Genomic DNA, 26,770 nt, shown 5'->3' with positions numbered 1-26,770 from the left:
CGTCGGCGCGCGATAAATCCGCGCGGCGATCGGGATCGCCGGTGCGTATTTACTGCAGTGTGTCAATAGTTACCAATAGATGACCGGAATCACCTACGAGGACTTCCTGGACCTGTCGTACGAGCCCGACGAGAACGATCTGGTCTGTGAGTTCTACGTCGATCCCGCGGCCGACATGGATCTGGAAGCCGCCGGGAGCCGGGTCGCCTCGGAGAGCTCGAACGGCACGTGGGCCGAGCTCCAGGTCGAGGGATCGATCACCGACCTGAGCGCGACGACGTTCGCGCTCGGCGACGACGGCGTCATCGAGGTGGCCTACCCCGCCGAGCTGTTCGAGTTCGGCAACATGCCCCAGATCCTCTCCTGTATCGCGGGCAACATCATGGGGATGAAAGCGGTCGAGCGGATCCGGCTGCTCGACTGCGAGTGGCCCGACGCGCTGGCAACGAGCTTCCCCGGGCCGCAGTTCGGCACGTCGGTCCGCCAGGAGATCTTCGACGCCGGCGACCGACCGATCACGGCGACCGTGCCGAAGCCGAAGGTCGGGCTCTCGACCGAACAGCACGTCCAGGTGGGCTACGACGCCTGGACCGGCGGCGTCGACCTGCTGAAAGACGACGAGAACCTGACCGATCAGTCGTTCAACCGGTTCGAGGATCGGCTGGTCCAGAGTCTGGAGGCCCGCGACCGGGCCGAGGAGGAGACGGGCGAGCCGAAGAGCTACCTGATCAACGTCACCGCCGAGACCGAGGAGATGCTGCGCAGGACCGACCGCGTCGCCGAGCAGGGCGGCGAGTACGTGATGGTCGACGTCGTCACGGTCGGCTGGGCCGGCGTCCAGACGCTCCGGGAACGTTGTGAGGAACACGGGCTGGCAATCCACGCCCACCGAGCGATGCATGCCGCGTTCGACCGGATCGACACCCACGGCGTCTCGATGCGCGTGCTCGCCCAGATCGCGCGCCTCTGCGGCGTCGATCAGATCCACACCGGCACGGCCGACCTCGGCAAGCTAGAGAACGAGGACACCGTCGGCATCAACGAGTGGCTCTACGGCGACTGCCACGGGCTGACCGACGTGCTGCCGACGGCGTCGGGCGGGCTACATCCGGGACTGCTCCCGGAACTCGTCGACCGACTCGGCACGAACATCTGCGTCCAGATCGGCGGCGGCGTTCACGGGCATCCCGACGGCACCCACGCCGGCGCCAAGGCGCTGCGGCAGGCGATCGACGCCACGGTCGAGGGCGTCGACCTCGAAACGTACGCCGACGATCACCCCGAACTCGGCGCCGCGCTCGATCAGTGGGGGACCGAGACGCCGCGGTGAACTGCTACTGCCGGCGGGATCGACCGAACGGGACGGCGAGTCGCGACGCTCACGCTCCGCGGACCTGTAACGCGGCCAGCAGCGAGACGGCGCCCAGAAGCGCCAGCGCGACCGCGGCGACCGGCAATCCGCCGGGAGCGACGAGAAACGCCGCGTAGCTCCCCAGCGCGATCGCCGCTCCGACGGCCGCCGTCGCGCCGACGTGAGGGAGCTGGGCGCGGACCGTTCGCGGTTCGCGGCCGAGCTGGTCGCCGATCCCGACGGCCTGGTGGCCCGCGTCCCACGCGACGACCGTCGCCGTGGCGCTCGCGAGCGTCGGCAGGGCCGGGAGCCCCTGGACGCCGGCCGCGAGCACCCCGATCAGCAGCGCGACACAGCCGAGCGTGATCGAGCGGCGCGAGCCGACGACCAGCCCGACCGCGAGCAGTGCCAGCGCGGGCCCGCCGCTCCACACGACGTACTGGGAGTACGGCGCGCCGGCGAGCGCGGCCGCCAGCAGCGCGATCACGGCGATTGCGCTCGACGCCCGCGCCGGTCGCCGAGTGAGTTCTGACGCGTCGCTCACCCGTTCCACCTCCGTTCGGTGCCGGCGACCGCGGCGGCGAGCGACTCCTCGGCCGACCAGTCGACCACCCGGAGGCCGGCCTCTCTGAGACTCGCGACGCGCTCCGCGCGTTCGACGGCGGCGAGCCGACCGCCCGGCGTGTCCCTCGCCGTCGGGTCCGGGCTCAGAACCGTCACGAGGTGCCCGTGCGCGTTCCACAGTCGCGCGCGGCGGACGATCCAGTCGTCGGAGACCGGCGAGACGAGGATCACCTGCGAGCTGTCGGGCAGCCGCCGCTCGATCCTACCGGCGTACGAACGCGCCAGCGCAGCCACGTCGGGCGGTTCCGGCGAGAACGCTCGATCGGTCGCCAGCGCGTCGGCGATTCGCGCGCGGTGCTCGTCCCCCGCGGCCGGCGCCAGCCAGAACTCGCGGGGACCGAGCGCGGCGAGCCCGACTCTGTCGCCGCCGCTCAGCAGTGCGTCCGCGACGCCGGCGGCGGCCTCCGCACCGCGGTCGACGGCGTGTCTATCCGACGGATCGCCGCGACGGTAGGCGACCTCGCGCGCGTCGACCACGACCGTCACCGTCGCCGAGCGCTCCTCGCGGAACTCGACGGTGGTGAGCTCGCCGGTGCGTGCGAGACGGTTCCAGTCGACGCGGGAGAGCGGGTCCCCGACGCGGTACTCCCGCGTGGAGTGGAACTCGATGCCGTCGCCGCCGACGTCGGTCGACACCCGGCCCGCGTGGGGCGTCGTCAGCGACCGCAGCGGCAGATCGGCCAGTCCGGCCGGTGCCGGCGGACAGACGAGACTCCCCTCGGTCTCGACGGACTGGACGCGCTCGACCGACCCGGAGAACCCGCGAGCGACGACTCGGACGGGGTCGAACTCGTGGGTCCCGCGGCGGGCGGTGACGGCGTACCCGAACGTCGCCGCCTCGCCCGGTCGGAGCGCGGTGCCCAGCCGGGCGACGCCGTCGGTCACGACGAGCTCGTCCGGGACGCCGTCGACGATCCGCAGGTCCGGGAGGAGCGCGTCGCCGACGTTCCGGACGGTCACCGTCACTCGGACTTCCTCCCCGGGTTCCGGCGCGTCGTCGCCGAACGTCCGGTCGATCGAGAGCGCCGGCTCGGGGGCGTCGCCCGCTCGCGCGTACGCCGCGTAGCCGACGCCGACGGCCGCCGCCAGCACCAGCGGGGGCCGCGTCGCGAGCAGACCCGCGGCGCCGAACAGGAGCGCCAGCGCCGTGATCCCCGTCCAGCGGTTCGTCCCCGCCGCACGCGACGAGAGCACGGGGTTGGCGGCGCGGGCGTCGTCGGACTCCCCCGCGGCGCGCGTCGCCGTCTCGTCATCCGCTCGTGGCGCCGAGTCGTCCCCAGCGACGCCGTCGTCGCCCGGGCCAGTCGACGCCGCACCGGCTTCGCGCGGTTCGGCGTCCGCGCTCACGCCGACCCCTCCGTGGCGGCCGTGTCGGCCTCGTCGGGAGGCGTCTCGTCGCCGATCCCGGCGATCCGCGCGATCTCGTCCGCCGCTCGCGACGCCCGCCGGGCGTTCCGGCGCCGCGTCGTCCAGCCGCGCAGGCGGACGCGCAGCGGCGTCCAGTCGGGGAACTCGCCGTGGAACTGCGCGGCGGCCCACGGGTCGTCGGTCCACGTCCCCTCGGCCAGCGCCTCGCGCGCGGCCGCCTCGTCGAAATCGCGGTTGCGCACCAGCGCGTCGACCGCAGCGGCCGTGAGTCGGTCGTTCGCTCTCTTTCTCGCCGAGTACGACCGGGTCTCGTCGAGATCGCCGCCCTCGACGGCGGCGTCGAACTCCTCCCCGGGACGCGGAAGCTCCTGTGCCCGTTCGAGCGCCGGCAGTTCCTCGGCGTCGATCGGCGTCCGGCGCCGCTCTCGCGCCCGGTTGACTCCCTGGAGGAGCGCGATCACGCCGACGAGCGCGACGGCCCACGCGTCGAGCGCGAACGGCGCCAGCCCCGGTGCGAACACGATCCCGAGCGCGACTGCGACGAGCGCCGCGCCGACCGCGGCGAACTTATCCATCGTCGTCACCCCCGTGCGACGATTCGATTCGACGGAGCGCCGCCACCGCGCGCTCCTCGCGCTCGCCCGTCGCCTCGCGACCGCCGTACCGCACGGCCTCGAACAGTTCGGTGAGCTCGTCGACGTCGTCGGCGTCGACGCCGACGCCGCGGGCGGCCGCCGCGAACTCGCCGGGCGTGCTCGACGCCGGTCGCTCGATCGGCAGCGCGTCCGCCATCTCGCGCCAGGCCCGGTACACCTCGTTCTCGAGGTCGTCCGCGTCCTCGATTCGGTCGGCGGCTCGTCCCGCGGCGCGCCCGAGTTCGGAGCGGCGCTCCTCGTCGTCCTCGGGGGCCTCGTCGGGGTCCCGCCTCGACTCCCGTTCGCCCGTATCGGCGTAGAACAGCGCCGCGACCGCCCCGCCGATCGCGAGCAACAGGACGGACAGCAGCGCGAGCGAGGGGACCGCTGTCGCGGGGACGTCGCCGTCACCGCCGCCGCCGCCCAACAGGCCGCCGGAGCCGCCCGACGTCGAGTTGAGCTCCCCGCCCGCCGGGACTCCGGGGCTGCTGCCGGCGCAGCCGCCGGTCAGCATCAGCGCGAACAGGATCAGCAGCGGCAACAACGCGGCCGCGAGGATGAGCGTGATGCCGAGGCCGTAGCGCCGACTCGTGAGGTAAGCTGCGCCGAGCGCGGCGGCACCGATCACGGCGCCGACGCCGGGCGACAGGATCGGTTCGACACAGAGTGTCGAGAAGCTGCCGCCGCCTCCGCCGCTCTGGTTCGTCTCGACGGCCGGAAGTCCGGACGGGTCGGCGCCGCTGCCGCCGCCCGAGAGCCCGCCGTCACCGCCTCCCCCGGCCTGCATGCTCGTCAGCGTCGCCGCCGCGACGACGAGCGCGACCAGACAGAGGAGCGCGAGGGCGATCGTCCGAGCGGAACTCCGATTCACGATCGTTGATCAAACCGTCGCCTTGTATTGCTTGCGAAATATAGGATTGATAACAAATCACAGGACTAGGGCGGCATCCAGATCAGTCGTCCCGGCGCTGTGGAACGCTGCAGAACCCGTTACCGGTGTCAGTCGTCCTCGGGCACCCGCTTCTCGTCCGCGCCAGCGGCAGGGTCGGCGTCCTCGCCGGCCGTCACTGGCGCCGATGCCGATCCGCCGTCCGACGCCGTCTCCGATCCGCCGTCCGACGCCGTCTCGCGCCGCTCTCGGAACCAGCGGTACTCGCGGGCGACGGTCGGCTCGTCGTCGAGGTCCCACGGGTCGTCGTCGACGCGCGGGCCTTCGAGCCACGAGGTCACGAAGTTCCAGAGGAAGACGAGCTGACCCGCCGTCAGAATCAGGACCCCGACGGTCGCCGCAGCGTGAAGGTCGGCGAAGTGACCCGCCGGTCCGACCGGCAAGTCGTAGGTCGCGTAGCGCCGGGGCATCCCGCCGTAGCCAAGCAGGACCATCGGGAAGAACGTGACGTTGGTGCCGACCATCGTGATCCAGAAGTGCCACTTGGCGAGGCGGCGCTGGTACATCCGGCCCGTGACGAGCGGGAACCAGTAGTAGATCGCCGCGAAGATCGCGAACGCGATCGCGCCCATGATGACGTAGTGGAAGTGGCCGACCACGTGGTACGTCTCGTGGAGCACCTGATCGACGGGGATTGCGGCCTCGAACACGCCGGTGACGCCGCCGATGATGAAGTTGAACACGAAGCCAACGCAGAACAGGAGCGGCGCGGTCGTCCGAATCCGGCCGTTGACCAGCGTCGTGATCCAGTTGAACACTTTCACGGCGCTGGGCAGCGCGATCGCCAGCGAGACGGCCATGAACGCCGACTCCAGCCGGGGGTCCATCCCCGAGGCGAACATGTGGTGCGCCCAGACGCCGAACGAGAGCACCCCGATCGCGAGCGTCGAGTAGACGACGTACTTGAAGCCGAACAGCTTTCTCCCCGTGAACTTCGGCAGCACGTAGCTGACGATCCCCATCGGCGGCAACACGAGCACGTACACCTCGGGGTGGCCGAAGAACCAGAACAGGTGTTGCCAGAGGATCGGCCCACCGCCCTCCATCTGGAAGAACACCGTCCCGAGGTTCCGGTCGGCCAGCAGCATCAGGATCGCGCTCCCCAGCAGCGGGAACGCAAAGAGGATGATCCCCGACTGGACGAGCACGGTCCACGAGAAGATATCGAGGTTGTGCCAGCCCACGTCCTCGCCGCGCTCGGTGAAGATGGTCGCGACGAAGTTGATCGCGCCCATCGTCGCCGAGAGCCCCGAGAGGTGCAGCCCCAGCATCATCAGGTCGGCGCCGGGGTTCGGCGTCCCGCCGGGCGTCCCCTGGATCGAGCTCTCGATCGACATCGGCGGGTACATCGTCCACGACGTCTGGGCGCCCGCGATCCCCTCGACGAACGGCCCGAGCAGCACGCCGCCCCAGATCAGCAGCGCCGCCGGAGGCAGCAGCCAGAACGCGATGGCGTTGATCCGCGGGAACGCCATGTCGTCCGCGTCGATCAAAAGCGGGACGAGGTAGTTCGCGAACGCCGCCAGGATCGGCGTCCCGAACAAGAATAACATCGTGATGCCGTGAGTCGTCAGCAGGACGTTGTACGTCGAGGCGCCGATCAGCGTCGAGGTCTGGGTGACCAGCTCCAGGCGCATGATCACGACGGCGATGCCGCCCCACGCGAACGCCAGCACGGCGAAGGTGCCGTACAGCAGCCCGATGTCCTTGTGATCGACCGTCGTCAGCCAGCGCGCCAGCCCGCCCGGTTTCGCCGTCTCGCCGGCCGTTTCGCCGCTCGAATCGCCGTAGCTACCGGCCGCGCCGCCGGTTGTCGTCGGTCCGTACGTCCGCCAGCCTCCGATGCGCCGGAGCCAGAGCGCGACGGCGAGGAGAAAGGCAGCCATCGTCGCGCTCAGCGCCAGCTGCGTCGTCGAAGCCATTGCGGAGGCGTTCGTCCGAGCGCCGAAAGGATGTTCGCGGGAACATATTCGGTCAGTTAGCATAAAAACGGGGTTCGGCGGCGCGGACGCCGCGGTCGAGAGCCCCGCAGAAAACACGTCCGGAAGGCGGAGACGCCGCGTCAGGAGAGCTTCCGGTAGTCGCGGGCCTCCTCGGCGCGTTCGACGACCGAGTCGAGCGTCGCCTTGGGACTCGTCGCCTCGACGGCGGCGTTGACCGCGCCCTCCAGGATCGGCGCGTCGGCGAGTTCGGCGTCGACGTCGGTCATCTCGAGCGCGAGGTCGGCGTTCATTACGGCGCTCCCGAGATCGACCAGCACGACGACGCCGTCGCCGTCGTCGGCCGCCTCGATGGCGTCCTCGATCGTCGGAGCGCTCGTACCGATCTCGCCGTCGTCGCCGCCCGCCGGTTCGATCGGGGCGTCGCCGCCCATCTCCGCGGCGACCTCGCAGATTCCCTCGGCCGCGGTCGCGCTGTGGGAGACGATCACGAGGCCGATCATCAGGTGTCCCCCTCGCCGTCGGCGTCGGAATCGGCACCGTCGTCCGCCACGTCGGCGGGATCCTCGTCGGGTTCCTCGACCGCGGTCGCGTCGCGCTCGATCTCGCCCTCCACGTACTCTTTGGCGGTCGCGAGCAGTTCCTCCATGATGTACAGCGTCGACGTCGCGCCGGGGTCCTGGTGGCCGACCGACCGCCAGCCAAGGTACGACGCCCGGCCCTTCTCGGCGCGGATCGGCACGGTAAAATCGACGCCGCGCTCGGCGGCGTCGACCGCCTTCGCGAGCGCGGTCAGGGGCGAGAGGTCGTCCTGCTCGATCGACTTCTTGTACGTGTGAACCGCGGGCGTCAGCGCGTCGACCATCGTCTTCGCGCCGATCCGGGCGTCGCCGCGGTCTTCGACCTTGTCGAGATACGCCTCGGCGAAGTCGACGCTCGTCTCGGCGGTGATCCCATCATCGGCGAACGCCTGGCTGGCGCTCATGATCGACCCGCCGTACAGCGGCCCCGACGCGCCGCCGACCTCCGAGATCAGCGTCGTGCCGACCCGCTTGACCAGGTCGGCCGGCTCGGCGTCGTCGGCGTCGGCCACGGTCTCGGCCGCGGCCCGGAAGCCGCGGCTCATGTTGGCCCCGTGGTCGGCGTCGCCGATCGCCGAGTCGAGGTCGGTCAGGTACTCCTTCTCCTCCTCGAGGCGATCGGCGACGTTCTCGGCGGCCGCCCGGACCGCCTCGCGTTGCGTGTCATCGTCTGCCATAGTTGGATACCCGACCGCGTGTCGCTAAAGCATTTGTGCTCCGGTAAGTCGCCGGTCGCGATCCCGGCGTCACTCTTGGACGGTCAGCGCCGGCGTGTCGGCCGGCGCGGCGAGCAGTTCCTTGAGCTCCTCGTCGACCGCACAGACCGTGATCGAGCAGCCCTCCATGTCCAGCGAGGTCATGTAGTCGCCGACCCAGGCGTCCCAGACGTTCAGGCCCTCGTCGTCCATCAGCTCCTGAAGGCGGCGATTGACGACGAACAGCTCCATCAGCGGCGTCCCGCCCATCCCGTTGACCATCGTGACGACCTCCTGCCCGTCGTCCAGTTCGAGGTCGTCGAGCACCTGCTCGGTGAGGTGCTCGGTCACTTCGTCGGCGCTCATCGTCTCGGTGCGCTCGGTGCCGGGCTCGCCGTGGATGCCGATGCCGAGTTCGATCTCGTCGTCGCCCAGATCGAACGTCGGCTCGCCCTTTTCGGGGGTTACGCAGGATGTCAGCGCCATCCCCATCGTGCCGACGTTGTCGATCACTTTCTCGGCCGTGTCGGCGACCGTCCCGAGGTCGGCGCCCTGCGCTGCCTTCGCGCCGGCGGCCTTGTGGACGAGGATCGTCCCCGCGACGCCGCGCCGGCCCGAGGTGTACAGCGAGTCCTCGACCGCCACGTCGTCGTTCACCACCACTTGCTCGACGTCGACGCCCTCGATGTCGGCCATCTCGGCGGCCGTGTCGAAGTTCATCACGTCGCCCTCGTAGTTCTTGACGACGCAGAGCACGCCCTCGCCGCCGTCGCAGGCCTCGATCATCTCGTCGAGCTGGTCGCCCGTCGGCGACGTGAACACCTCGCCCGCCGCCGCACCGTCGAGCATCCCCTCGCCGAGGTAGCCCGCGTGGGTCGGCTCGTGCCCGCTCCCCCCGCCAGAGACGATCCCGACCTTCCCGTCGACCGGCGCGTCCGCGCGTACGAGCACCTCTTGCCCGTCGAGACGGCGGAGTCGGTCCGGGTGCGCCGCGACCATTCCGTCGAGCATCTCGTCGACCACGTCCTCCGGCTCGTTGATGAGTTTCTTCATGCCGCGTTGTTCTTCGTCATCGTTCAACATATACCTCACACTAGCGGTCCGCCTCTCCGGCTGTCGGCGTCCGGACGGCAGCTCCGGCAGCGGCAAACGGATCGGTCGACACAGCCACTATATCCGCGGCGCCCGTCGATCCGCTATGGCGCTGTACGACGCCGTCGCCGACCTCGAACTGGTCGTCGACGGCTACGACCTGTCGTTCCGCGAGCGAGATACCTCCAGCGGGTTCGCCCGGATGACGACCGTCTTCGAGCTGCGCGGCGACGGCGCCGTCGGGCGGGGTGAAGACGTCACCTACGAAGCCGAACATCACGACGCGCTCGCCGAGGACGACCCCGAGTTCGACCTAACCGGAACGTACTCGTTCGACGAGTTCTCCGAGTTGGTCGGCGACCTGGACCTGTTTCCCGCGGGCGCCCCCGACCGCACGGAGTTCCGGAACTACCGGCGCTGGGGCGTCGAATCGGCCGCGCTGGACCTGGCGCTGAAGCAGGCCGACCGATCGCTCGCCGAGGTGCTCGACCGCACGTACGATCCCGTCAGCTTCGTCGCGAGCACGCGGCTGGGCGATCCGCCGACGCTCGACCGGATCGACGCGCTGCGCGACGTGGATCCGAACCTGCAGTTCAAGCTCGATCCCACCTCGGACTGGACCGAGTCGATCGTCGAGGACCTCGCCGAGCGCGGCGCCGTCCGCATCCTCGACCTGAAGGGCCACTACGAGGGGACCGAGGTCGATCAGGAGCCCGATCCGGAACTGTACGACCGCCTGATCGAGGCGTTCCCCGAGGCCGTCATCGAGGACCCGGCGCTCACCGACGAAACGCGCCCGATCGTCGAGGAGGCCGGCGATCGGGTGAGCTGGGACGCGCCGATCCACGGATTGGCTGACGTCGAAAATCTTCCGTGGGAACCGGAGTGGCTCAACATCAAACCCTCGCGCTTCGGCTCGGTCGAATCGCTGTTCGAGACGATCGAGCACGCCCAGAAGCGCGGGATGACGATGTACGGCGGCGGCCAGTTCGAGCTCGACGTCGGGCGCCAGCACATCCAACTGCTGGCGTCGCTGTTCTACCCCGACACGCCCAACGACGTCGCGCCGCGGGCGTACAACGATCCGGACGTGGGATCTGAGCTGCCGACGAGTCCGCTCGCGCCGCCCGAGGACGCGCGGGGTCTAGAGTGGCGCAAGGATCTTTGAACGGGCCGAGAGCACCGCTCGGGCGCCGGGACGGCGCCGCTCTGTCGACGGATCAGGAACGAACCGGTCGAATTTTGGATGCTAGCCTGAAACGTCCCGAGCATGGAGCAGTTCGTCGCCGACAACCTGGAGTACTACGCGGAGACCCAGGGCGTCCTGCCCGAGCGGCTCGAGGAGTTCGGCGAGCAGTACCGCTCGCAGGGCCACCTCACGCGCGACCAGCTCTACGAAATCGCCTACGAATCCTCGACGCGGAGCGCGTATCACGTCGAAAACAACCCCGCGGATCGCTGCCGGGAGGTGACGCGAAATGCGCTCGAAGTGGAGGGCGACTTCTCGAAGATCCAGCTACTGACCGGGCTGCGCGGGTTCAAGGCACCGACGGCGTCGTGCGTGCTGGCCGCGCTCGACGGCGATCGCCACGCCGTCGTCGACACGCGCGTCTGGGCGTCCCTGGAGCGGAAGGGCTACCTGGAGGGGCGCAAGGAGAGCTTCGACGCCGCCGACTACGTGGCGATGATCGAGCCGATCCGCGAGATCGCCGCGGAAACCGGCTACAGCGCCGTCGAGATCGGCTACGCGCTGTTTGCCTACGACGACCGCGTTCGGGAAGGAACGCTGCACTGACGCGAAACCGGGCGCCTGCCGCCCGCGGCGGACGACCCGCCACAGACGCCCCGTCGCCCTCTTTTTGGAGGAGAGAACGCGAAGCGGATGCCACGGTTCATCGAATGTGAGGCATCTGGCTAATACATTCACCACGACGCCGATCCGATGTACCCGCATGGCAGACGACAAGAGAGGACGAGACAAGCAGGCTCGCGACGCCGATCGACGCCAGCGCGAGCGCGCCATCGCCGAGGAACTCGAGCGCCAGGACGAAACCGAGCCCCCGGTCGAGGCGACGGAACTCGACGACGTCGAGGCGGAACTCGAGTCGATGGAGTTCCCGGCGACGGGGGCCGAGACCGTCGCCCACGCCGGCGACCGCGAGGTCGAATCGTCCGACGGGACGTACGCGATCCGGGAACTGGTGCCGGACACGGACGCGGAGACGTTCGAGGCCCCGGACGACGTCCAGATGCGGATACAGCGGCCGACGATTGCCGCCGCCATGAAGCGGATCATCGAAGCGAACGAGGCGCACCCGAACATGGACTTCGGCGAGTCACAACGCGAAGCCTACGAGAAGACGCTCCGGAAGCTCAAGGCGATCGACGCCGACGACGACGACGAAGGCGTTCGGGTCGTCGGCGACTGGATCGTCGGGCAGATCCGCGACGAAGAAACGTTTCCCGATTCGCGGGCCGTACGCCGGGAGGCTGCGGAGTTCTGCCGATCGAACGGGTATCAGATCGGGGACGACGAGTGGCTCGGCGTGTAGGTCGGCCGTCGACGAGCGAGCGCGAGCGACCGCGCCGCGCACCGGCCGTCGACACCGGTCCGTCTCTCCGGGCAGCGCTCACCACTCGTCGCCGATCCGCTCTCTCGCGCCCTCGTACCCCCTGCTCGTCCGCCAGCGCTCGCCCGTATCGACGTGCTCGACGACGTACCGAGAGCCGCAGGCGCCGCAACGATGCTTCTCCGGCTTCTTGACGGTCTTCGAGGCCTTGAACCGGTCGACCGTCCAGTCACAGCCCGTTCCGGTGCAGAGCAACTGCAATCGCGGCACCGAAAACGACGGGCAGTGTCGCGACGCGCCGACAGCGTCGGCTTTCGCCCGGAAGCGCTCGCCGTGGCCCGACTCGCCGTACTCCAGAAACTCCCAAGCGTGGACGAGTTCGTGGCGGATCACGTCGGTGAACTCGTTCCAGCCGAACGAGCGGTAGGCCGCCCACGTCAGCCGGATCGTCACCGACTCATCGGCGCGGTGGTAGACCGCGGCTCCGGCCCGTCGCTTCGCCCGGCGGGAGACCTCCCAGGAGACGGCGTCGAGATCGACGTCGAGGTCGATCGTCGCGGCGTACTCGCGGGCGCGATCGAGCAGTTCGGCCTCGGTTCGGGGATCGTCCGCCGCGTCGGTCGGCGAGTGGCCGTCGCTCGCCGCCGCGGCGGTGGCCCGTCGCGCGTCGTCGCGTGCCATTCGAACGGTCGATCCTGTGCGCCGCCGCCACATGAAAGCGCGGGTCGCGGCGCCGAACTGCGTCGGCGCCCCGGGCGGACGAGGTGGTGTGGACGCCTCTCTCCCGCGAACGTGACGCGTTCTCACGCACACTCTTACGTCGCGCGTCGTGGATGCCGAACCCAATGGCCCCGGAGTTTGCCGTCGTCGCGACGGCGGTGGCGCTGCCCTTCGTCGCGGCAGCGCTGACGCCGCTGTTCTACCGGGCGCTCGGGGAGCGAACCGGCTACGTCGGTGCCGCGGTCGCGCTCGCCTGTTTCGCGCTCGTAGTCTCCCAGTGGGACGCCGACGGCGCGGTCGGCGTCCCGTGGGTCCCGTCGCTCGACGTCGCGCTGCGGTTCTACGTCGACGGCTGGGCGCTGCTGTTCGCCGGGCTGGCCAGCGGCGTCGGCGTGCTCGTGTTCGTCTACTCGACGGGCTACATGCACGGCGAGCCGAATCTGGCGCGGTACTACGCGACGCTGCTGGCCTTTATGGGCTCGATCCTCGGCGTCGCGTTCGCGGGCGATCTGATCGCGCTGTTCCTGTTCTGGGAGCTGACGAGCCTCGCGTCGTTCGTCCTGATCGGCCACCACACCGACCAGGAGGAGGCGCGCTACTCCGCGCGGATGGCGATGGTCGTCACCGTCGGCGGCGGCCTGTTCCTGCTCGTGGCCGTCCTGTTGCTGTCGATCGCCGCGGCGGGCGTCGCCGGCGTCGGCGCGTTCGATCTCGTCGGAATGCTCCGAAATCCCGGCGCGATGCAGGCCGCGCTGCGCGAGCAGGGCCTGTTCGTGCCCGTGCTCGGGCTGGTCGCGGTCGCCGCGGGCGCGAAGTCCGCGCAGGTGCCGCTGCACTTCTGGCTGCCCAACGCGATGGTGGCGCCGACGCCGGTGTCGGCGTTTCTCCACTCGGCGACGATGGTGAAGGTCGGCGTCTACCTGCTGGGTCGCCTGCGGCCGGTGCTGCTCGGCGGGGAGTGGACGCTGCTGGTCGCGACGCTCGGACTGGCGACGATGCTGGTCGGCGCCGTGCTCGCGGTCGCCTCGACCGATCTCAAGCAGTTGCTGGCGTACTCGACGGCGAGCCACCTCGGGCTGATGGTGGCGGGCTTCGGCTTCGCGAACCACTACGGCGCCGAGGCCGGCGTGTTCCACCTGCTGAACCACGCGCTGTTCAAGGCGGCGCTATTTCTGGTCGCCGGGATCGTCGCCCACGAGGCAGGATCGCGTCGGATCGACCGGCTGAGCGGACTCGGGCGGGAGCTGCCGGTCACCGCCGCGATCGCGGGGATCGCGGGCCTGAGCATGGCCGGGATCCCCCCGTTCAACGGCTTCTACTCGAAGGAGCTGCTGTTCGAGGCCGCCTACGAGACCGCGGTCAACGCCGACGGCGCGCTCGCGTGGCTCTTCCCCGCGGTCGCCGTGCTGGCGAGCGTCTTCACCGTCCTCTACTCGCTGAAGTTCCTCTCGATCTTCGTCGGCGAGCGCCCGGCCGCGGTCGGCGGGCTTGGCCGGGCACCAGTCACGCTGGTGGCGCCGCCGGCCGTCCTCGCGGTGCTGGCCGGCGTCATCGGCGTCGTTCCGCAGTTCGCGGTCGACGCCGCGGTCCAGCGGGGCGTCGACGCCACCGCGGCGTCGCCGACCGAGGTCGCGGTCGGGCTCCCCGCGCACCTCACCGTTCCGGTCGCGATGTCGGCGCTCTCGATCGTCGGCGGCGTCGCGGCCTACCCCTTCGAGCGGGGGATCTGCCGCCGGATCGAACTGGTCAACGCGCTGCGCGTGACGCCGCGGCCGGCCTGGCTCTACGACTACTGGCTCACGGCGACCGACGCCGCGAGCGTTCGGCTCGACGCCGCCGTCAACAACGGCCTGCTCCGGACGTACGCCGCCTGGGCCGTCGCCGCCGCGAGCGCGCTGGCGCTGATCGGGTACGCGTCGACGGCCGCCGCCGTCCCGGCGATCGACGGCGCTGGCGCGACGCCCGCGATGGTGCTCGTCCTGCTGGTGGCGATCGTCGCCGCCGTCGCCGTGACGATCGCGCCGTCCCACGTCGCGGGCGTGCTCACGCTGTCGATCCTCGGGTTCATGGTCGCGATCTTCTACATCCTCGCGAGCGCGCCCGACCTCGCGCTGACGCAGCTGGTCGTCGAGACGCTCGTCTTGCTGATCTTCCTGCTCGTGTTAGAGGAGCTCCCGGCGTTCTACGCCGAGGCGCGGCCCGGCGTGCTCGCGCGGGACGCCGCGCTCTCGCTGGGCGTCGGGCTGACCGCGGCGCTGACCGTGCTCGTGACCGCCCGGGACGGCGACGCGCCGCCGACGTATCTCGCGGAGCAGTACGTCGAGAACGCCGTCGAAGGCGCCGGCGGGGCGAACGTCGTCAACGTGATCCTCACCGACTTCCGGGCGTTCGACACGCTCGGCGAGATTGTCGTGATCTCGATCGCCGCGCTGTCGGTGCTCGTGCTGCTCACGATGCGACGCCGGGGTGAGTCGCCGTGACGCCGACGCTCGGCCGAGGTGGTCGGCGATGACGACGGTCGTGATGAAGACGACCGTCCGGATCGTCGTGCCGATCGTGCTCGTCGTCGCGATCTCGCTGCTGCTGCAGGGCCACAACCTGCCGGGCGGCGGGTTCGTCGGCGGCGTCCTGACGACCGCGGCGTTCGCGCTGATCTACGTCGCCTACGGGCTGGACTACCTGGAGATCGGCGTGCTCGGCCGCGACGTCGAGTCGGGGGCCGGGATGTTCGAGCACCGGTCGGTCGAGGCGTACCTGCGGACGTTCGTGCTCGGGCTGGCGCTGGCCGTCGGCAGCGGCCTCGCCGGCGTGGCGTTCGGCCTCGAGTTCCTGTACCAGGACCACTGGACGTTCTACGGGATCCCGATCTACCACGAGATCCACCTCGCGTCGGCGCTGGTCTTCGACGTCGGCGTCTACCTCGTGGTGGTCGGCGGGCTGCTGACGATCCTCTCGGTGGTGGGCGCCGAATGAGCCTGGCGCTCGCGCTCGTCGTCGGCGCGCTGTTCGGGCTGGGCACCTTCCTCCTGCTCCGGCGGGACCTCCTGCGGGTGGTCTGGGGGATCGCCGTCATCTCGCAGGCGGCGAACGTCTACCTCGTCTCGGTGGGCGGCGTCGTCGCGGGCGACGCCGACACGGCCCCCATACTCGCCGGGCACGGCGCCGAAGCGCCCGTGACGGCCGACCCGGTCGTGCAGGCGCTGGTGCTGACCGCGATCGTGATCAGCTTCGGGACGACGGCGTTCGCGCTCGCGCTGACGTTCCGAGTGCACGCGGAGAACGGAACGATGGACGTGGGTGAGCTGCCGTGACGACGCAGCTCGTCGTCGCGCCGATCCTGATCCCGCTGGTCGGCATCGTCGGGCTGCTCGCGCTGCGGCGCCGTCCGCGCGTCCAGCGCGTCGCGAGCGTCGGCGTCGCGCTAGCGTACGCCGTCAGCGTCGCCTGGCTGACCTACGGCGTCGTGCTCGGACCGGCGGCGCCCGGCGCGGCGGCCTACCAGCTCGGCGGCTGGCCCGCCCCGGTCGGGATCTCGCTCGTCGCGGACGCGCTGTCGACGTTCATGCTCTCGATCGCCGCCGCGGTCGGCCTCGCAGCGGTCGCGTTCTCGGTCGTCTACGTCGACCAAGCGAACCAGCGGACGTTCTACCATCCCCTCTTCCACTGCCTGCTGCTGGGCGTCTCGGGCGCCTTTCTCACGGGCGACCTGTTCAACCTGTTCGTCTGGTTCGAGGTGATGCTGCTCGCGAGCTACGTGTTCGTCGCGTTCTACGGCGGCGCCACCCACACCGCGGCGGCGTTTCGTTACCTGACGCTGAACGTGATCGGCAGCGTCGTCATGCTGCTGGCGATCGGCGGCCTCTACGCCACGACGGGGACGCTCAACATGGCCGACATGGCGCGCCGGCTCGCCGCCCCCGCGGCGTACGGTGTCGATCCCGCGCCGGTCGTCGGACTCGGCGGGTTGCTGCTCGCGACGTTCGGGCTCAAGGCCGGGCTGGTGCCGTTCCAGTTCTGGGTGCCCGACGCCTACCGCGCGGCGCCGCTGCCGGTCACCGCGATGCTCGCGGGCGTCACCAAGAAGGTCGGCATGTACGCGATCATTCGGCTGTACTTCACCGTGTTCGCCGCGGCCGACCTCGCGGTCGAGCTGCCCGGCGTCGCCGGCAACTCGCCGCTGGCCGTGTTCGCACCGGTCCTCATGGCGATGGGGATCGCGAGCGTGCTCGTCGGCGGGCTCGGCGCCGTCGCGCGGGACACCTTAGACGAACTGTTCGCGTACTCCAGCGTCGGGCAGGTCGGGTTCATCGCGATCCCGATCGCCGTCGCTGCGGCCGCCGACCCGGCGCCCTCGGGCGTCGATCCCGCGACCTCGCTTCGGGGACTTGCGGTCGCCGCAGCGCTGGTGTACGCGCTCCACCACGCGCTCGCGAAGGGGCTGTTGTTCATGGCGACCGGCGTCGTTCGCTCGGCGACCGGGACGAATCGACTGGCCGATCTCGGCGGCCTCGCGGGCCGGTCGCCGACGCTGGCCGGCGCCTTCTTCATCGGCAGTCTCTCGCTGATCGGCATCCCGCCGCTCGCGGGCTTTTTCGGGAAGTTCCTGACCTTCGGCGTCGCCAGCGACTGGCTCGGCGTCGCGCTCGGGGGCGGTGGCGCGGTCTGGCCGCCCGCCCTCGCGCTCGCCGTGTTGCTCGCCGGCGCAGTGCTGACGATCGTCTACGCGACCCGGGCCTGGACGACCTGCTTCTGGGGCGCTCAGACGCCGATGGTCGTCGGCGCTACGGTCGACCGGCGCGAGGTGGCGATCGTCGCCGCGATGGCGCTCGCGATCCTGGCCGTCGGCGTCGGCTTCGATCCGGTCTACGAGTTCGCGAGCGACGCCGCCGTCGCCGCGCTGGACCGGGAGTCGTACGTCGAGGTCGTCGCGCCGACCGGGGGTGAGTCGGCGTGAGCTTCGGCGCCGACGCCGCGCCTCGGCGGGCGGACGACGTGACGTCCGGCGACTACGGTCACGGCGGAGGTGAGCCGCCGTGATGTCCGGCGACTACGGTCACGGCGGAGGTGAGCCGCCGTGACCCGGAGATGGCCCGTCGCGGGGCTCGCCTTCGGCGTCCTGTGGGTGTTCGTCCGCGGCGTCGAGCCGGCGCTCGCACCGCTGGTCGGCCAGTTCCTGCTCGGGACCGCCGTGGGCGTCCCGATCGCGTACCTGTTCCGGCGCCTCTACGACGAAGGGATCGACCTCCGCGGGACCGCAGGTTCGGCGCCCTACGCACTGCTGTACGTGCTCACGTTCGTCCGGGAGGTCGTCGTGGCGAACGTCGACGTCGCCCGGCGGGTGCTCGCGCCCGAGATGCCGATCGAGCCCGAAGTGATCCTGATCCCGCTGCGCGTGCGGACCGATCTCGGCGTCACGACGATCGCCAACAGCATCACGATCACGCCGGGGACGATCACGCTCGATCACGACCCCGAAGAGAACGCGCTGTACGTCCACGTGATCGACGGCCGGGATCCCGAGGCGATCGTCGAGCCGATCCGCACCTGGGAGGACTACGCGCTGGAGATCTTCGACGAAGAACTGTCGCCCGACGACCCCTCGCCGGGCTTTTCGGTGTACCCGCCGGAGATGGAGATCCCCCCGGAGCCGGTGACCGACAGCGAGGGCCTCGAGGGCGTCGGCCGACCGCGCGACGAGAACTGGCGGGACCACGGAGGTGACGACGGTGGTCGCTGACCCGCTCGTCGCGACCGCGGCGAACGCCGGGCTCGTGATCGTCAGCGCCCTCTGCGTGCTCTGTAGCTACCGCGTGATCGTCGGGCCGACGGTGCCCGACCGGGTCGTCGCGCTCGACGCCATCGCGACCAACGTCGTCGCGATCGCGGTGCTGTTCGCGCTCAAGACCGGTCGCGGCCTGTTCGTCACCGTGAGCCTCGTGCTCGCGATCATCGGCTTCCTGTCGACGGTCACGGTCGCGAAGTACGTCACCGAGGGCGACATCATCGAACGGCGGGAGTAGTCGTCGAGCGCGTTTGTCCCAGGAGCTCCTGTCAGAGTCACGCTTCCGCCGGACTTCCCTACGTATCAGAGCACGGTTGGTTGAGCAGATCGGGACTCCTCACTCGCGTTGCCCGACGAACTCGGACAGTTCGTCCCACGTCGGCAGCCCCTCCATCGCGCCGGTCTCGGTCGTCGAGAGCGCGGCGGCCGCGTTGGCGACCCGGAGCACCTCGGCCGGGTCGGACGCCCGCCGGTCCATCGCCGCGAGCGATCCGGAGACGAACGCGTCGCCGGCGCCCGTCGTGTCCGTCACCTCGATCTCGAAGCCGCCGTGCTCGGCCAGCGCCTCGCCCCACGGCGCCGACGCCGACGAGTAGCCGATCGCCCCGTCTCCGCCGAGCGTGAGAAACACGGTGTGTGGCCCGTCGGCGCAGACGGCCTCGCAGAGCCGGGCGGGCTCGTCTTCCTCGTAGCCCAGCACCGAGAGCTCCGAGGCCGTCGCCTTGACGACGTCGGCGTACTCGACGGCCTCTGCGAGCGCCGAGCGGCCGTCCTCGTCGAACAGCTCCGGTCGGTAGTTCGGGTCGAAGTAGATCTGACAGCCGTCCTCGCGAGCCCGCTCCAGCAGGTCGAACACCGCCGTCCGGGAGGGCTCGCTCGCCAGCACGACGCCGCCGACGTAGAGCCAGTTCAGGTCGGTCAACGCGCTCGTGGGGACGGTGTCGGGCTGCAGTCTGGTGTCGGCGGTGCCGTCGCGGTAGAAGGAGAACGAGCGGTCGAACTCGTCGTCGTGGGCGACGAACGCGAGCGTCGTCTTCGCATCGGGATCGCGCTCGACGAACCGCGTCGGGACGCCGTTGTCGACCAGCGTCTCGACGAGGAAGTCACCGAAGGCGTCGTCGCCGACGCGCGTCCAGAACAGCGGTTCGTCGCCCAGCGCGGCGAGTCGTGCGGCGACGTTCGCCGGCGCGCCGCCCGCGCGGCGCCGGAAGCTCTCGACCTCGTCGAGGCCGCCGCGCTCGCCCGGCAGGAAGTCCACGAGCGTCTCCCCGACCACAAGGATCGAGCGATCGCTCATCGGCGTCGCCACCCCGCGTACGGACCGCCGCTCGCGCTCGCTGCGATGCCGTGGTTCGGTCGGTCGCCGTCACCGCCGTCGGTCGCGGCCGTCATCCGTGCCTGAGTCGCTCGCATCGTTGCCGAGTGATCGGCCCGTGCGGTGAAAAGTGCGGCTATCGTCGCACCGAGCGTCACGACATGCACTACTCGGCGTTTCCGTGCTCCGGACCCTCCTCGCGGATAGTGGCGAGGAGGATGACGCGTAGCGACGGCGAGCGTGACGCGTCGAGACGATCCCGGGTACTCACCTTCCCGGAGAACGACGTTCCGATAGATGGTCGGACCGATCCGCGTGTGGACGATCGTCGCGCTCGTCGTCGTCGGGATCTTCTTCCTGACGGTCGGGACGATCGGCCTGCTGCGCCTGCCCAACGTCTACAACCGGATGCACGCCACGAGCAAGCCGACGACGCTGGGAACCGCGGCGATCTTTCTCGCCGGCTTCGTCTACTTCGGCCCCGGCGGCGCGGGGATGCCGTCGCTGATCGGCATCGTCTTCCTGTTCCTCACCGTACCGACGGGCGCACACATGATCTCGCGGTCCGCACAGCGGATCGGCGTCCCGTTCCTGGGAAGCGTGACCTGGCCCGCCGAGGAGGCAGCCGACCACGGCGTCGGCGAGCGCGACGAGGACGCCGACGATGACGACGGTGTCGGCGAACGCGACGAAAACGACGGCGACGCCGGAGCGCGCGGAGCGTGATCCTCGCGTGAAGTCCCGCCCGCCGCTGCCTCCGATTGAGGACGTTCGCGACGACCTGCTCGCCGGCGGCCACCTCTGGCTGCAGGAGTACGTCGACGGCGGCTCGTTCCGCTTCCAGTTGCGCGCGGACGGCGCGATTCGCTTCGGCGACCGCGAAAACGAATTCGAGCCGGGCGATCCGCCGCTGCCCTACCGGCGCGCGCTGGCGCACGTTCGCGAGAACCTCGACCGACGGGCGCTCCGCGAGGCGGTCGCCGACGTCGGGGCGGTGACGTTCTTCGGCGTCGCGACGCACCACAGGTCGATCGACTACGACTGGGCGCGCACGCCGCCGGTGCTGGGCACCGACGTCTGGTCGGCGACCGAGGAGCGGTTTCTCCCGCCCGATCGGGTCGAGCAGACCTTCCGCCGACTGGGGCTCGATCCGATCAACGCCGTCCGGAAGGAACTGCGCGCGCAGGACTTCGACCCCGACGCCTACGAGTTCCCGGCCTCGAACTGGTACGACGGCCCGGTCGCCGGCGTCGTCGTGCGATCGAAAACCGGCGGCGCCGCGCAGTTGCTCGCCCCCGAGTTCGAACGCGGGAGCGGCCGGAACGACGCCCCGGCGCCCGACGCCGTCGATCCCGCGGACGCGCTGGTCGAACACCACGCCACGGACCGGCGGCTCGAAGGGCTGGTCGGAACGCTGGAGGCGCAGGAACGCGGGGTGACCGCCGACGCGCTGACCGAACGCGCGCTGGACGCCGTCGCGCGGGAAGCCCCCGCGGAGCGCTTCGGCGACGGCGGCGTCGACGAGGGGGCGCTCCGGTCGGCGCTCGCGCCCCGAGTCCGGGAGTTTCTGGATACCCGATCGTGGGAGTGAGCGCCCCGGCTGCTCCACCCCGGGGGCGGACGAAGCATTTACGTCAATCACTCCCCGAGTTCGCCACATGCCCAACATCGAGGTCTCCCTGCCCGACCGCGTCGACACCGAAATCGACCGCCTCGTCGATCAGGGCGAGTTTCTCAACCGGGAACAGGCGATCGAAGAGCTGCTGTCGATGGGGATGTCGGCCTACGAGACCACCGGAACGTCCACCGAGGACGACGAGTGGGTGATGCAGAACGTCGAGGACCAGACCGACCCCGCGATGCAGGACGACGTCGACGAAGACGGCCGGATGTTCTAGCGGGCCGCCGTAGCGACCGAGTCACCTCGTTTTTCCAGCACCGTGGCGAGCAGCCGTCGGCTACCGGCCGAGCGCCCGGTCGGCGTCGACGAACGCTTCCAACGCGTCGGTCGTCGCGGTCTCGGCCAGCGCGTCCAGCGCCCGCTCCGCCTCGTCGCGCCGCCGGGTCGCGAACTGTCGAAGCCGCCGCTCGTTCGGCGACGTGGGCGCGACGCGCGGCTCGTCAACGGGTTCACCGATCGCCTCTCGGACGCGCCGGGCAGCGGCGAACCCGCTGCCCACCGCGGCGAGGCGCTCGATCTCGGCGTCGGCGGCGCCGGCCAGCGTCGCTCCGACGACGGCCGCGCCGCGTCCGAGCGCGCCGGCCGTGGCGTCCGCGAACGCGCAGAACGCCTCGGGCGGCAGCGTCGACCGGGGCGGCCCGTCGCCGAACGCCTCGACGACCGACTCGGCGGCCGCCTCGAACGCCTCGACGCACGGCGCCGCGCGCTCGCCCCGGAGGTCTCCGAGCGTCGCGTACGACGAGGTAAAGAGGAAGTCCGACGCCAGCAGCCGCGTCGTCAGCTCGCGGTCCGAGCGTTCGAGGGCGCCCTCGTCGAGTCGCACGAGCAATCGCTCGCGCAGCGCCCAGTACTCGCGGAGCAGTTCGATCGCCGTCGCGGCGTCGTTCACCGCCGTCGCGTCGGCAGCCTCGGCTGGGTCGGACGCCGCAGCGACCGCATCGTGCGAGAGCACGAGTAGCTGTCCGTACCAGCGGTCGTCGCGCTCCGGGACGGTCGCGAGTTCGGCCGCCAGCGTCTCGCCCGCGACGGCGTCGATCCGGTCGGCGATCCGGCGGTCGATCTCGGTTCGGCGCTCGGGGAGGGTGCGTTCGGGGATCATGGTCGTCAGTCGTTCGTCGCGGACACATCGACCGCGGCGTCGTCGTCGGGGATGTCGGGCTCGGTGAGATCGCCGTCCCGCCAGGTGCCGCGCTGGTACCACGCGTAGGCGACGATCGCTCCGATGACGTTCGAGATGGCGAAGGACAGCCAGATCCCGGCCTCGCCGATCCGGTCGGCCGCGACCCACGCGATCGGGAACCGGACGATGCCGAGCATCAGCACCGAGATCGCCGCCGCGGTCAGCGTCTTGCCGGCGCCGCGGAAGCTCCCGGTGTAGGCCCGCGTGATGCCGATGAACCCGAACGTCAGGGCGACGTAGCGCATGAACTGGGCACCGACCTCGACGACCTGATCGGCGTTGGCCTGGTCCGCGCCGACGAACACCGAGACGATCGGCTCGGGGAACACGAACACGACGACGCCGACGATCGAGAGGAGGCCGAACAGGAATTTCGACGCCAGCTTCGCAGCCTCGGCGGCGCGGTCGGGCTTGTCCGCGCCGATGTTCTGGCCGGTCATCGTCTCGACGCCGCGAGCGACCGCGATCGCCGGCAGCACGATCACCGAGAACACGCGCGTCCCGATACCGTAGGCCGCCACGACCGGGTCGGAGAACATCGCCACGATGAACAGCAACAGGTTCATCGACAGCGCCCGGCCCATCCCCTCGACGGAGGCCGGCAGCCCGATCGCGACGAGGCGACGCAGGTACATCGGATCCGGCGCCATGTCGCGGAGATTGATCTGGACGCCGCGCACGCCGCGGAACATGATCGCGAGGCCGACGATCAGCGCCAGCCCGCGGGAGAACACCGTCGCGACGGCGGCGCCCTGGATCCCCATCTCGGGGAACACCCACCACCCGAAGATCAGGAACGGGTCGAGGATGATGTTGAGCACGACCGAGCCGAACATCACCAGCATCGGCGTGATCGTGTCGCCGTAGCCTCGCATCAGCGCGATAAACACGAAGAAGCCGAACATGAAGACCAGCCCTAGCGAGATCACCTCCATGTAATCGGTCGCCAGCGGGAGCACGTCGGCCGACGCGCCCATCAGGTCGAGGAACTCCCCGATCGCGAAGTAGCCGATCCCGCCGAGCAACACCGAGACGATCAGCGCGAACGTCACGGTCTGAGAGGCGGCGTACTCGGCTTCCGCCGGGTCGTCCGAACCGGTGTACTGGGCGACGAGGACGCTCCCGGCGACGGAGATCCCCATCCCGAAGGAGATCAGCAGGAACACCATCGGGAACGCGAAGCTGATCGCGGCCAGCGCGTCGGTGCTGTACTGGCCCAGCCAGAACGTGTCCGCGAGGTTGTAGGCGGTCTGGAACAGGTTCGTCACGACGATCGGCATCGCCAGGAAGAACAGCGGCTTCCCGATGCCGCCCGAGGTGAGATCGAACTCCTCGGGCCCCTTGAACAGCGCGCCGACGCGCTCGCGCAGGCTCATCGGCCGGCCCCCTCGGCCACTGCGGGCTGGAGCCGAGTTTCGACGAGTCCGTCGACGGCGTCGCGACTGCGCTCGGTCGAGCGCTCGGCCGCGAACCGGCGTATCTGGGCGCCCTTGACCGTCGTTACGAGTTGCTCGGCGACGACGGCGGGCTCGGCGTCGGCGTCGAATTCGCCGGCGTCGACGCCCGTCGCGACGACGTCCCGGAACGTCTCGAACAGCCGCCGGTCGAAGGCGGCGACCCGCTCCCGGATCGCGTCGTCGTGGGGCGCCCGCGCGGTCACCGCGAGGACGGCGGTGTGGAACTCATGGTCCAGCGGCGCCTCGTCCGCGAGCAGCACGTCGAGCACGGCGTCGAGGCGCTGCCGGGCGGTGTCGCCGTCCGCGGCGTCGATCCGGGCGACGTAGCGCTCGTAGAGGCGATCGAGCAGTGCGGCGAACAGTTCCTCCTTGCTGTCGTAGTGGTAGTGGATCGTCGCTTTGCTCCGGTCGGACTCGTCCGCGATGTTCTGTATCGTCAGATCGGCGTAGCCGTGCTTGCAGAGGGCGAGATACGTCGCGTCGAGAATCTCGGCCGCTGGATCGTCGTCCATGTCGATACCGTACTTACTGACTAGTTAGTCAAAAGAGTTTGGAACGCGCGCTCGCCGTTCCGTTCGCCACTGTTCGACGGGGAGAGTCGCGAACGCGACGTTCGAGGGCGTCGACCGGACGCTGACGAGGAGGTCACAACTGTTATCCGGGACAGGAGCGACGCTGTAGGTGATGGGAGATCCGCCGGACCGCTCTTTTTCCGACGCCGAGGAGGAGGTGCTGCGCGCCACCTACAGTGCGCTTCGCGAACACGGGTACGCCGACCTGACGATCAAGCGAATCGCCGACGAGTACGGCAAGTCCACGGCCGCGGTTCACTACCACTACGACACCAAAGAGGAGCTGCTGGCGGCGTTTCTGGACTACGTCCTCCAGCAGTTCGTCGACACGATCCACGAGGTCGAGACGACCGACCCCGACGAGCGGCTGACGCTGCTGCTCGACCAGTTGCTCGTCGAACTGGAGGACCACCTGGATCTGCTCGTCGCGATCCTCGAGATGCGCAGTCAGGCGCCGTACAAGGAGACATTCTCGCAACGGTTCGAGCAGAACGACGAGTACGTCCGCTACATGCTCAGGACGGTGATCGCCGACGGCATCCGGCAGGGCGTGTTCGACGACGATGTCGACGCCGAACACGCGGCCGGCGCGCTGATGACGATCGTCGACGGCGCCCGGACGCGGGCGGTCGTGCTCGACGATCCCGACGCGCTGGCGACGGCGAGACGGACCGCCGAGGAGTACGTGGAGTCGGTGCTCAAAAGCGGCGCCTGAACCGAGAATTGAGTTGGCAACCTGCCGCGAACGCACTTACTCCTCGGACGCGGGCTCGACCTCGTCGAGCGGCGTCGTACACCAGTGACAGAACTCCAGATCGCCGTCGAGTTCGTTCCCGCAGTGGGGACAGTGCGTTAGCGTCCCGTCGGGTTCGGGCGTCTGTCGCGCGATCATGTTCTGGGCCTGCGCCAGAATGTACGCGTCGACGACGCTGAGCGTCGCGACGACGAGCAGCGGCGCCACCGACAGCGGGTCGACATCCGAGAGCGTCAAGAACGCTTCGAGCGCCGACGGATCGACGAACAGCGTTCCCACACCGAACGTGGTAACGAGCCAGCCGAGCGCGCGTCGCCACCGCCGGATGTAGAAGTGACCGAACCCGATGGCGAGCACTCCCAGCAGCGCCGCGAGCCACGGTCGTTTCTGCGAACTCGTTCGTTCCACGCATTGACTTACTGGTCAGTAAGTCATAAGTCTTCTCTCGTTGACCCACTCCGGATTTAAGTGGCACCGACGCCACCTACCGCCGTGCGAGTGCTACTCATCGGCGGCACCGGGCTGATATCGACGGGCATCACCAGACAGCTCGTGGACGCCGGCCACGATGTCACGTGCGTGACCCGCGGCGAAACGGACGCCGACCTCCCCGCCGCGGTCGAGTTCGTCCGCGGCGATCGGAACGATACCGACCGCCTCGAAACGGTCGCCCGGGAGGTCGACGCCGACTGCGTGATCGACATGGTCTGCTTCGACGCCGAACAGGCCCGCGACGCCATCGACGCGTTCGCCGGCCGGGTCGACCAGTACGTGTTCTGCTCGACGGTCGACGTGTACCACCGGCCGCTGGATCGCAACCCGGCGACCGAATCGGCGTCGCGCGAGCCGGGCGTGAGCGAGTACGGCCGGAACAAGGCCGCCGCCGAGGACGCGTTTTTCGACGCCCACGGCGAGGCGTTCGCGACGACCGTGATCCGCCCGTGGAGCACGTACGGCGAGGGCGGCACCGTGCTCCACACGCTCGGCGACGGGAGCTACTACGTAGATCGGATCCGCAAGGGCAAACCGATCGTCGTTCACGGCGACGGCACGTCGCTGTGGGGGCCCTGTCACCGCGACGACGTCGCCGCGGCGTTCGTCGGCGCGGTCGGCAACGAGGACGCCTTCGGCGAGGCCTACCACGTCACCAGCGAGGAGACGATCACCTGGAACCAGTACCACCGCCGGGTCGCGAGCGCGCTCGACGCGCCCGAGCCCGATCTCGTCCACGTTCCGACCGAGCAGCTCCGGGCGGCTGTTCCCGACCGAACCCCTCTGCTGGAGAACCACTTCCGGTACAGCACGGTGTTCGACAACGCGAAGGCCCAGCGCGATCTGGGCTTCGAGTACACGATCGACTTCGAGGATGGCGTCCGCCGGACGGTGGCGGCGCTCGACGAGCGCGACGCCGTCGATCCCTGGGACAGCGAGAACGACGACGCGATCGTCGACGCGTGGCGCGACTCGACCGAGTCGTTCGTCGCGCAGTTCGAGTGAGTGCGGA

General features: G+C 70.0%; 29 protein-coding genes. 15 read left to right on the top strand and 14 right to left on the bottom strand.

Annotated features, from left to right (window positions below; genetic code table 11):
* The first annotated feature begins 79 nt into the window (after nt 1–79).
* Complete coding sequence (gene rbcL / locus NO931_RS12900; RefSeq protein WP_256392744.1) at nt 80–1,330, top strand: type III ribulose-bisphosphate carboxylase; 1,251 nt, start codon at nt 80–82, stop codon at nt 1,328–1,330.
* 49 nt (nt 1,331–1,379) lie between these two features.
* On the opposite strand, the gene NO931_RS12895 is transcribed toward rbcL, so the two are convergent.
* From NO931_RS12895 to dhaK, 8 genes are all read right to left on the bottom strand, one after another.
* Nucleotides 1,380–1,895, bottom strand: coding sequence for a DUF7519 family protein (locus tag NO931_RS12895; RefSeq protein ID WP_256392743.1), 516 nt, complete (start codon nt 1,893–1,895; stop codon nt 1,380–1,382).
* Entirely contained in the window at nt 1,892–3,322 is a 1,431-nt protein-coding gene (locus NO931_RS12890; RefSeq protein WP_256392742.1) for a DUF58 domain-containing protein, read from the bottom strand. Before NO931_RS12890 ends, NO931_RS12895 begins: the two co-directional genes overlap by 4 nt.
* Nucleotides 3,319–3,918: a DUF7269 family protein gene (locus NO931_RS12885; RefSeq protein ID WP_256392741.1), complete on the bottom strand. Its 600-nt coding sequence runs from the start codon at nt 3,916–3,918 to the stop codon at nt 3,319–3,321. The genes NO931_RS12890 and NO931_RS12885 overlap by 4 nt, the downstream gene beginning before the upstream one ends.
* The gene (locus tag NO931_RS20750; RefSeq protein WP_256392740.1) at nt 3,911–4,849 is read right to left on the bottom strand and encodes a DUF4129 domain-containing protein; all 939 of its coding nucleotides are present in this window, start codon (nt 4,847–4,849) and stop codon (nt 3,911–3,913) included. Before NO931_RS20750 ends, NO931_RS12885 begins: the two co-directional genes overlap by 8 nt.
* 128 nt (nt 4,850–4,977) lie before the next feature.
* Entirely contained in the window at nt 4,978–6,849 is a 1,872-nt protein-coding gene (locus NO931_RS12875; RefSeq protein WP_375142055.1) for a cbb3-type cytochrome c oxidase subunit I, read from the bottom strand.
* 140 nt (nt 6,850–6,989) lie between these two features.
* On the bottom strand, nt 6,990–7,370 hold the full coding sequence (gene dhaM / locus NO931_RS12870; RefSeq protein WP_256392739.1) for a dihydroxyacetone kinase phosphoryl donor subunit DhaM: 381 nt from the start codon (nt 7,368–7,370) through the stop codon (nt 6,990–6,992).
* A complete protein-coding gene (gene dhaL / locus NO931_RS12865) occupies nt 7,370–8,125 on the bottom strand; it encodes a dihydroxyacetone kinase subunit DhaL (protein WP_256392738.1) in 756 nt (251 codons plus the stop codon). The genes dhaM and dhaL overlap by 1 nt, the downstream gene beginning before the upstream one ends.
* Before the next feature lie 69 nt (nt 8,126–8,194).
* Nucleotides 8,195–9,196, bottom strand: coding sequence for a dihydroxyacetone kinase subunit DhaK (dhaK, locus tag NO931_RS12860; protein WP_256392737.1), 1,002 nt, complete (start codon nt 9,194–9,196; stop codon nt 8,195–8,197).
* Nucleotides 9,197–9,341: 145 nt separating this feature from the next.
* Here dhaK and NO931_RS12855 point away from each other — a divergent pair, with 145 nt between their 5' ends.
* The 3 genes from NO931_RS12855 (at nt 9,342) to NO931_RS12845 (ending at nt 11,787) form a co-directional block, all read left to right on the top strand.
* Entirely contained in the window at nt 9,342–10,403 is a 1,062-nt protein-coding gene (locus tag NO931_RS12855; protein ID WP_256392736.1) for a hypothetical protein, read from the top strand.
* Between the two features lie 102 nt (nt 10,404–10,505).
* Entirely contained in the window at nt 10,506–11,030 is a 525-nt protein-coding gene (locus NO931_RS12850) for a hypothetical protein (protein ID WP_256392735.1), read from the top strand.
* A 157-nt stretch (nt 11,031–11,187) separates the two neighbouring features.
* Nucleotides 11,188–11,787 (top strand): DUF5789 family protein, encoded by a 600-nt coding sequence (locus NO931_RS12845; RefSeq protein WP_256392734.1) that lies wholly within the window; start codon nt 11,188–11,190, stop codon nt 11,785–11,787.
* 78 nt (nt 11,788–11,865) lie between these two features.
* Here NO931_RS12845 and NO931_RS12840 read toward each other — a convergent pair whose 3' ends face one another.
* Nucleotides 11,866–12,486, bottom strand: a complete 621-nt coding sequence (locus tag NO931_RS12840; protein WP_256392733.1) for a SprT-like domain-containing protein — start codon at nt 12,484–12,486, stop codon at nt 11,866–11,868.
* Between the two features lie 164 nt (nt 12,487–12,650).
* Here NO931_RS12840 and mbhE point away from each other — a divergent pair, with 164 nt between their 5' ends.
* The 6 genes from mbhE to NO931_RS12810 all read left to right on the top strand — a co-directional run bounded on the left by mbhE (nt 12,651) and on the right by NO931_RS12810 (nt 18,545).
* Nucleotides 12,651–15,005 (top strand): hydrogen gas-evolving membrane-bound hydrogenase subunit E, encoded by a 2,355-nt coding sequence (mbhE, locus tag NO931_RS12835; protein WP_256392732.1) that lies wholly within the window; start codon nt 12,651–12,653, stop codon nt 15,003–15,005.
* Nucleotides 15,006–15,033: 28 nt separating this feature from the next.
* Complete coding sequence (locus tag NO931_RS12830; protein WP_256392731.1) at nt 15,034–15,498, top strand: MnhB domain-containing protein; 465 nt, start codon at nt 15,034–15,036, stop codon at nt 15,496–15,498.
* Nucleotides 15,495–15,836, top strand: coding sequence for a sodium:proton antiporter (locus NO931_RS12825; RefSeq protein WP_256392730.1), 342 nt, complete (start codon nt 15,495–15,497; stop codon nt 15,834–15,836). Before NO931_RS12830 ends, NO931_RS12825 begins: the two co-directional genes overlap by 4 nt.
* Nucleotides 15,833–17,479 carry a complex I subunit 5 family protein gene (locus tag NO931_RS12820; protein ID WP_256392729.1) on the top strand — a complete coding sequence of 549 codons (1,647 nt, stop codon included), beginning with the start codon at nt 15,833–15,835 and terminating at the stop codon, nt 17,477–17,479. The genes NO931_RS12825 and NO931_RS12820 overlap by 4 nt, the downstream gene beginning before the upstream one ends.
* Nucleotides 17,480–17,599: 120 nt before the next feature.
* Nucleotides 17,600–18,262 carry a Na+/H+ antiporter subunit E gene (locus tag NO931_RS12815; RefSeq protein ID WP_256392728.1) on the top strand — a complete coding sequence of 221 codons (663 nt, stop codon included), beginning with the start codon at nt 17,600–17,602 and terminating at the stop codon, nt 18,260–18,262.
* Entirely contained in the window at nt 18,252–18,545 is a 294-nt protein-coding gene (locus NO931_RS12810) for an MrpF/PhaF family protein (protein ID WP_256392727.1), read from the top strand. Before NO931_RS12815 ends, NO931_RS12810 begins: the two co-directional genes overlap by 11 nt.
* A gap of 99 nt (nt 18,546–18,644) precedes the next feature.
* On the opposite strand, the gene NO931_RS12805 is transcribed toward NO931_RS12810, so the two are convergent.
* Entirely contained in the window at nt 18,645–19,604 is a 960-nt protein-coding gene (locus NO931_RS12805) for a carbohydrate kinase family protein (protein ID WP_256392726.1), read from the bottom strand.
* A 315-nt stretch (nt 19,605–19,919) separates the two neighbouring features.
* Here NO931_RS12805 and mnhG point away from each other — a divergent pair, with 315 nt between their 5' ends.
* The 3 genes from mnhG to NO931_RS12790 all read left to right on the top strand — a co-directional run bounded on the left by mnhG (nt 19,920) and on the right by NO931_RS12790 (nt 21,520).
* Nucleotides 19,920–20,348 (top strand): monovalent cation/H(+) antiporter subunit G, encoded by a 429-nt coding sequence (mnhG, locus tag NO931_RS12800; protein WP_375142054.1) that lies wholly within the window; start codon nt 19,920–19,922, stop codon nt 20,346–20,348.
* The gene (locus NO931_RS12795; protein WP_256392725.1) at nt 20,287–21,213 is read left to right on the top strand and encodes a hypothetical protein; all 927 of its coding nucleotides are present in this window, start codon (nt 20,287–20,289) and stop codon (nt 21,211–21,213) included. The genes mnhG and NO931_RS12795 overlap by 62 nt, the downstream gene beginning before the upstream one ends.
* A gap of 67 nt (nt 21,214–21,280) precedes the next feature.
* Entirely contained in the window at nt 21,281–21,520 is a 240-nt protein-coding gene (locus NO931_RS12790; protein ID WP_256392724.1) for a ribbon-helix-helix domain-containing protein, read from the top strand.
* Nucleotides 21,521–21,580: 60 nt separating this feature from the next.
* Here the strand turns inward: NO931_RS12790 and NO931_RS12785 are convergent, their stop codons facing one another.
* The 3 genes from NO931_RS12785 to NO931_RS12775 are packed head-to-tail and all read right to left on the bottom strand — an operon-like array spanning nt 21,581 to nt 24,452.
* The gene (locus tag NO931_RS12785; RefSeq protein WP_256392723.1) at nt 21,581–22,402 is read right to left on the bottom strand and encodes a hypothetical protein; all 822 of its coding nucleotides are present in this window, start codon (nt 22,400–22,402) and stop codon (nt 21,581–21,583) included.
* Nucleotides 22,403–22,407: 5 nt separating this feature from the next.
* Nucleotides 22,408–23,859, bottom strand: a complete 1,452-nt coding sequence (locus NO931_RS12780; protein WP_256392722.1) for an MATE family efflux transporter — start codon at nt 23,857–23,859, stop codon at nt 22,408–22,410.
* Nucleotides 23,856–24,452 carry a TetR/AcrR family transcriptional regulator gene (locus tag NO931_RS12775; protein ID WP_256392721.1) on the bottom strand — a complete coding sequence of 199 codons (597 nt, stop codon included), beginning with the start codon at nt 24,450–24,452 and terminating at the stop codon, nt 23,856–23,858. The genes NO931_RS12780 and NO931_RS12775 overlap by 4 nt, the downstream gene beginning before the upstream one ends.
* 172 nt (nt 24,453–24,624) lie before the next feature.
* Between NO931_RS12775 and NO931_RS12770 the strand changes: the two genes are divergently transcribed.
* A complete protein-coding gene (locus NO931_RS12770) occupies nt 24,625–25,227 on the top strand; it encodes a TetR/AcrR family transcriptional regulator (protein ID WP_256392720.1) in 603 nt (200 codons plus the stop codon).
* A 36-nt stretch (nt 25,228–25,263) separates the two neighbouring features.
* Here the strand turns inward: NO931_RS12770 and NO931_RS12765 are convergent, their stop codons facing one another.
* Nucleotides 25,264–25,674, bottom strand: coding sequence for a DUF7575 domain-containing protein (locus NO931_RS12765; protein ID WP_256392719.1), 411 nt, complete (start codon nt 25,672–25,674; stop codon nt 25,264–25,266).
* A gap of 84 nt (nt 25,675–25,758) precedes the next feature.
* Between NO931_RS12765 and NO931_RS12760 the strand changes: the two genes are divergently transcribed.
* Nucleotides 25,759–26,763 carry an NAD-dependent epimerase/dehydratase family protein gene (locus NO931_RS12760; protein WP_256392718.1) on the top strand — a complete coding sequence of 335 codons (1,005 nt, stop codon included), beginning with the start codon at nt 25,759–25,761 and terminating at the stop codon, nt 26,761–26,763.
* The last annotated feature ends 7 nt before the right edge of the window (nt 26,764–26,770 follow it).

This window comes from Natronoarchaeum rubrum (assembly GCF_024494695.1).
The sequence above is the reverse complement of the archived record's forward strand: the minus strand, read 5'-3'. Positions and strand labels throughout refer to the sequence as shown.

Bases quoted from the DNA above. Each gene is read 5' to 3' on its own strand.
- rbcL (WP_256392744.1), top strand. From the start codon at position 80: ATGACCGGAATCACCTACGAGGACTTCCTGGACCTGTCGTACGAGCCC.
- NO931_RS12885 (WP_256392741.1), bottom strand. From the start codon at position 3,918: ATGGATAAGTTCGCCGCGGTCGGCGCGGCGCTCGTCGCAGTCGCGCTC.
- NO931_RS12875 (WP_375142055.1), bottom strand. From the start codon at position 6,849: ATGGCTTCGACGACGCAGCTGGCGCTGAGCGCGACGATGGCTGCCTTT.
- dhaM (WP_256392739.1), bottom strand. From the start codon at position 7,370: ATGATCGGCCTCGTGATCGTCTCCCACAGCGCGACCGCGGCCGAGGGA.
- dhaL (WP_256392738.1), bottom strand. From the start codon at position 8,125: ATGGCAGACGATGACACGCAACGCGAGGCGGTCCGGGCGGCCGCCGAG.
- dhaK (WP_256392737.1), bottom strand. From the start codon at position 9,196: ATGAAGAAACTCATCAACGAGCCGGAGGACGTGGTCGACGAGATGCTC.
- NO931_RS12855 (WP_256392736.1), top strand. From the start codon at position 9,342: ATGGCGCTGTACGACGCCGTCGCCGACCTCGAACTGGTCGTCGACGGC.
- NO931_RS12850 (WP_256392735.1), top strand. From the start codon at position 10,506: ATGGAGCAGTTCGTCGCCGACAACCTGGAGTACTACGCGGAGACCCAG.
- NO931_RS12845 (WP_256392734.1), top strand. From the start codon at position 11,188: ATGGCAGACGACAAGAGAGGACGAGACAAGCAGGCTCGCGACGCCGAT.
- NO931_RS12840 (WP_256392733.1), bottom strand. From the start codon at position 12,486: ATGGCACGCGACGACGCGCGACGGGCCACCGCCGCGGCGGCGAGCGAC.
- mbhE (WP_256392732.1), top strand. From the start codon at position 12,651: ATGGCCCCGGAGTTTGCCGTCGTCGCGACGGCGGTGGCGCTGCCCTTC.
- NO931_RS12830 (WP_256392731.1), top strand. From the start codon at position 15,034: ATGACGACGGTCGTGATGAAGACGACCGTCCGGATCGTCGTGCCGATC.
- NO931_RS12825 (WP_256392730.1), top strand. From the start codon at position 15,495: ATGAGCCTGGCGCTCGCGCTCGTCGTCGGCGCGCTGTTCGGGCTGGGC.
- NO931_RS12805 (WP_256392726.1), bottom strand. From the start codon at position 19,604: ATGAGCGATCGCTCGATCCTTGTGGTCGGGGAGACGCTCGTGGACTTC.
- mnhG (WP_375142054.1), top strand. From the start codon at position 19,920: ATGGTCGGACCGATCCGCGTGTGGACGATCGTCGCGCTCGTCGTCGTC.
- NO931_RS12795 (WP_256392725.1), top strand. From the start codon at position 20,287: ATGACGACGGTGTCGGCGAACGCGACGAAAACGACGGCGACGCCGGAG.
- NO931_RS12790 (WP_256392724.1), top strand. From the start codon at position 21,281: ATGCCCAACATCGAGGTCTCCCTGCCCGACCGCGTCGACACCGAAATC.
- NO931_RS12785 (WP_256392723.1), bottom strand. From the start codon at position 22,402: ATGATCCCCGAACGCACCCTCCCCGAGCGCCGAACCGAGATCGACCGC.
- NO931_RS12780 (WP_256392722.1), bottom strand. From the start codon at position 23,859: ATGAGCCTGCGCGAGCGCGTCGGCGCGCTGTTCAAGGGGCCCGAGGAG.
- NO931_RS12775 (WP_256392721.1), bottom strand. From the start codon at position 24,452: ATGGACGACGATCCAGCGGCCGAGATTCTCGACGCGACGTATCTCGCC.
- NO931_RS12770 (WP_256392720.1), top strand. From the start codon at position 24,625: ATGGGAGATCCGCCGGACCGCTCTTTTTCCGACGCCGAGGAGGAGGTG.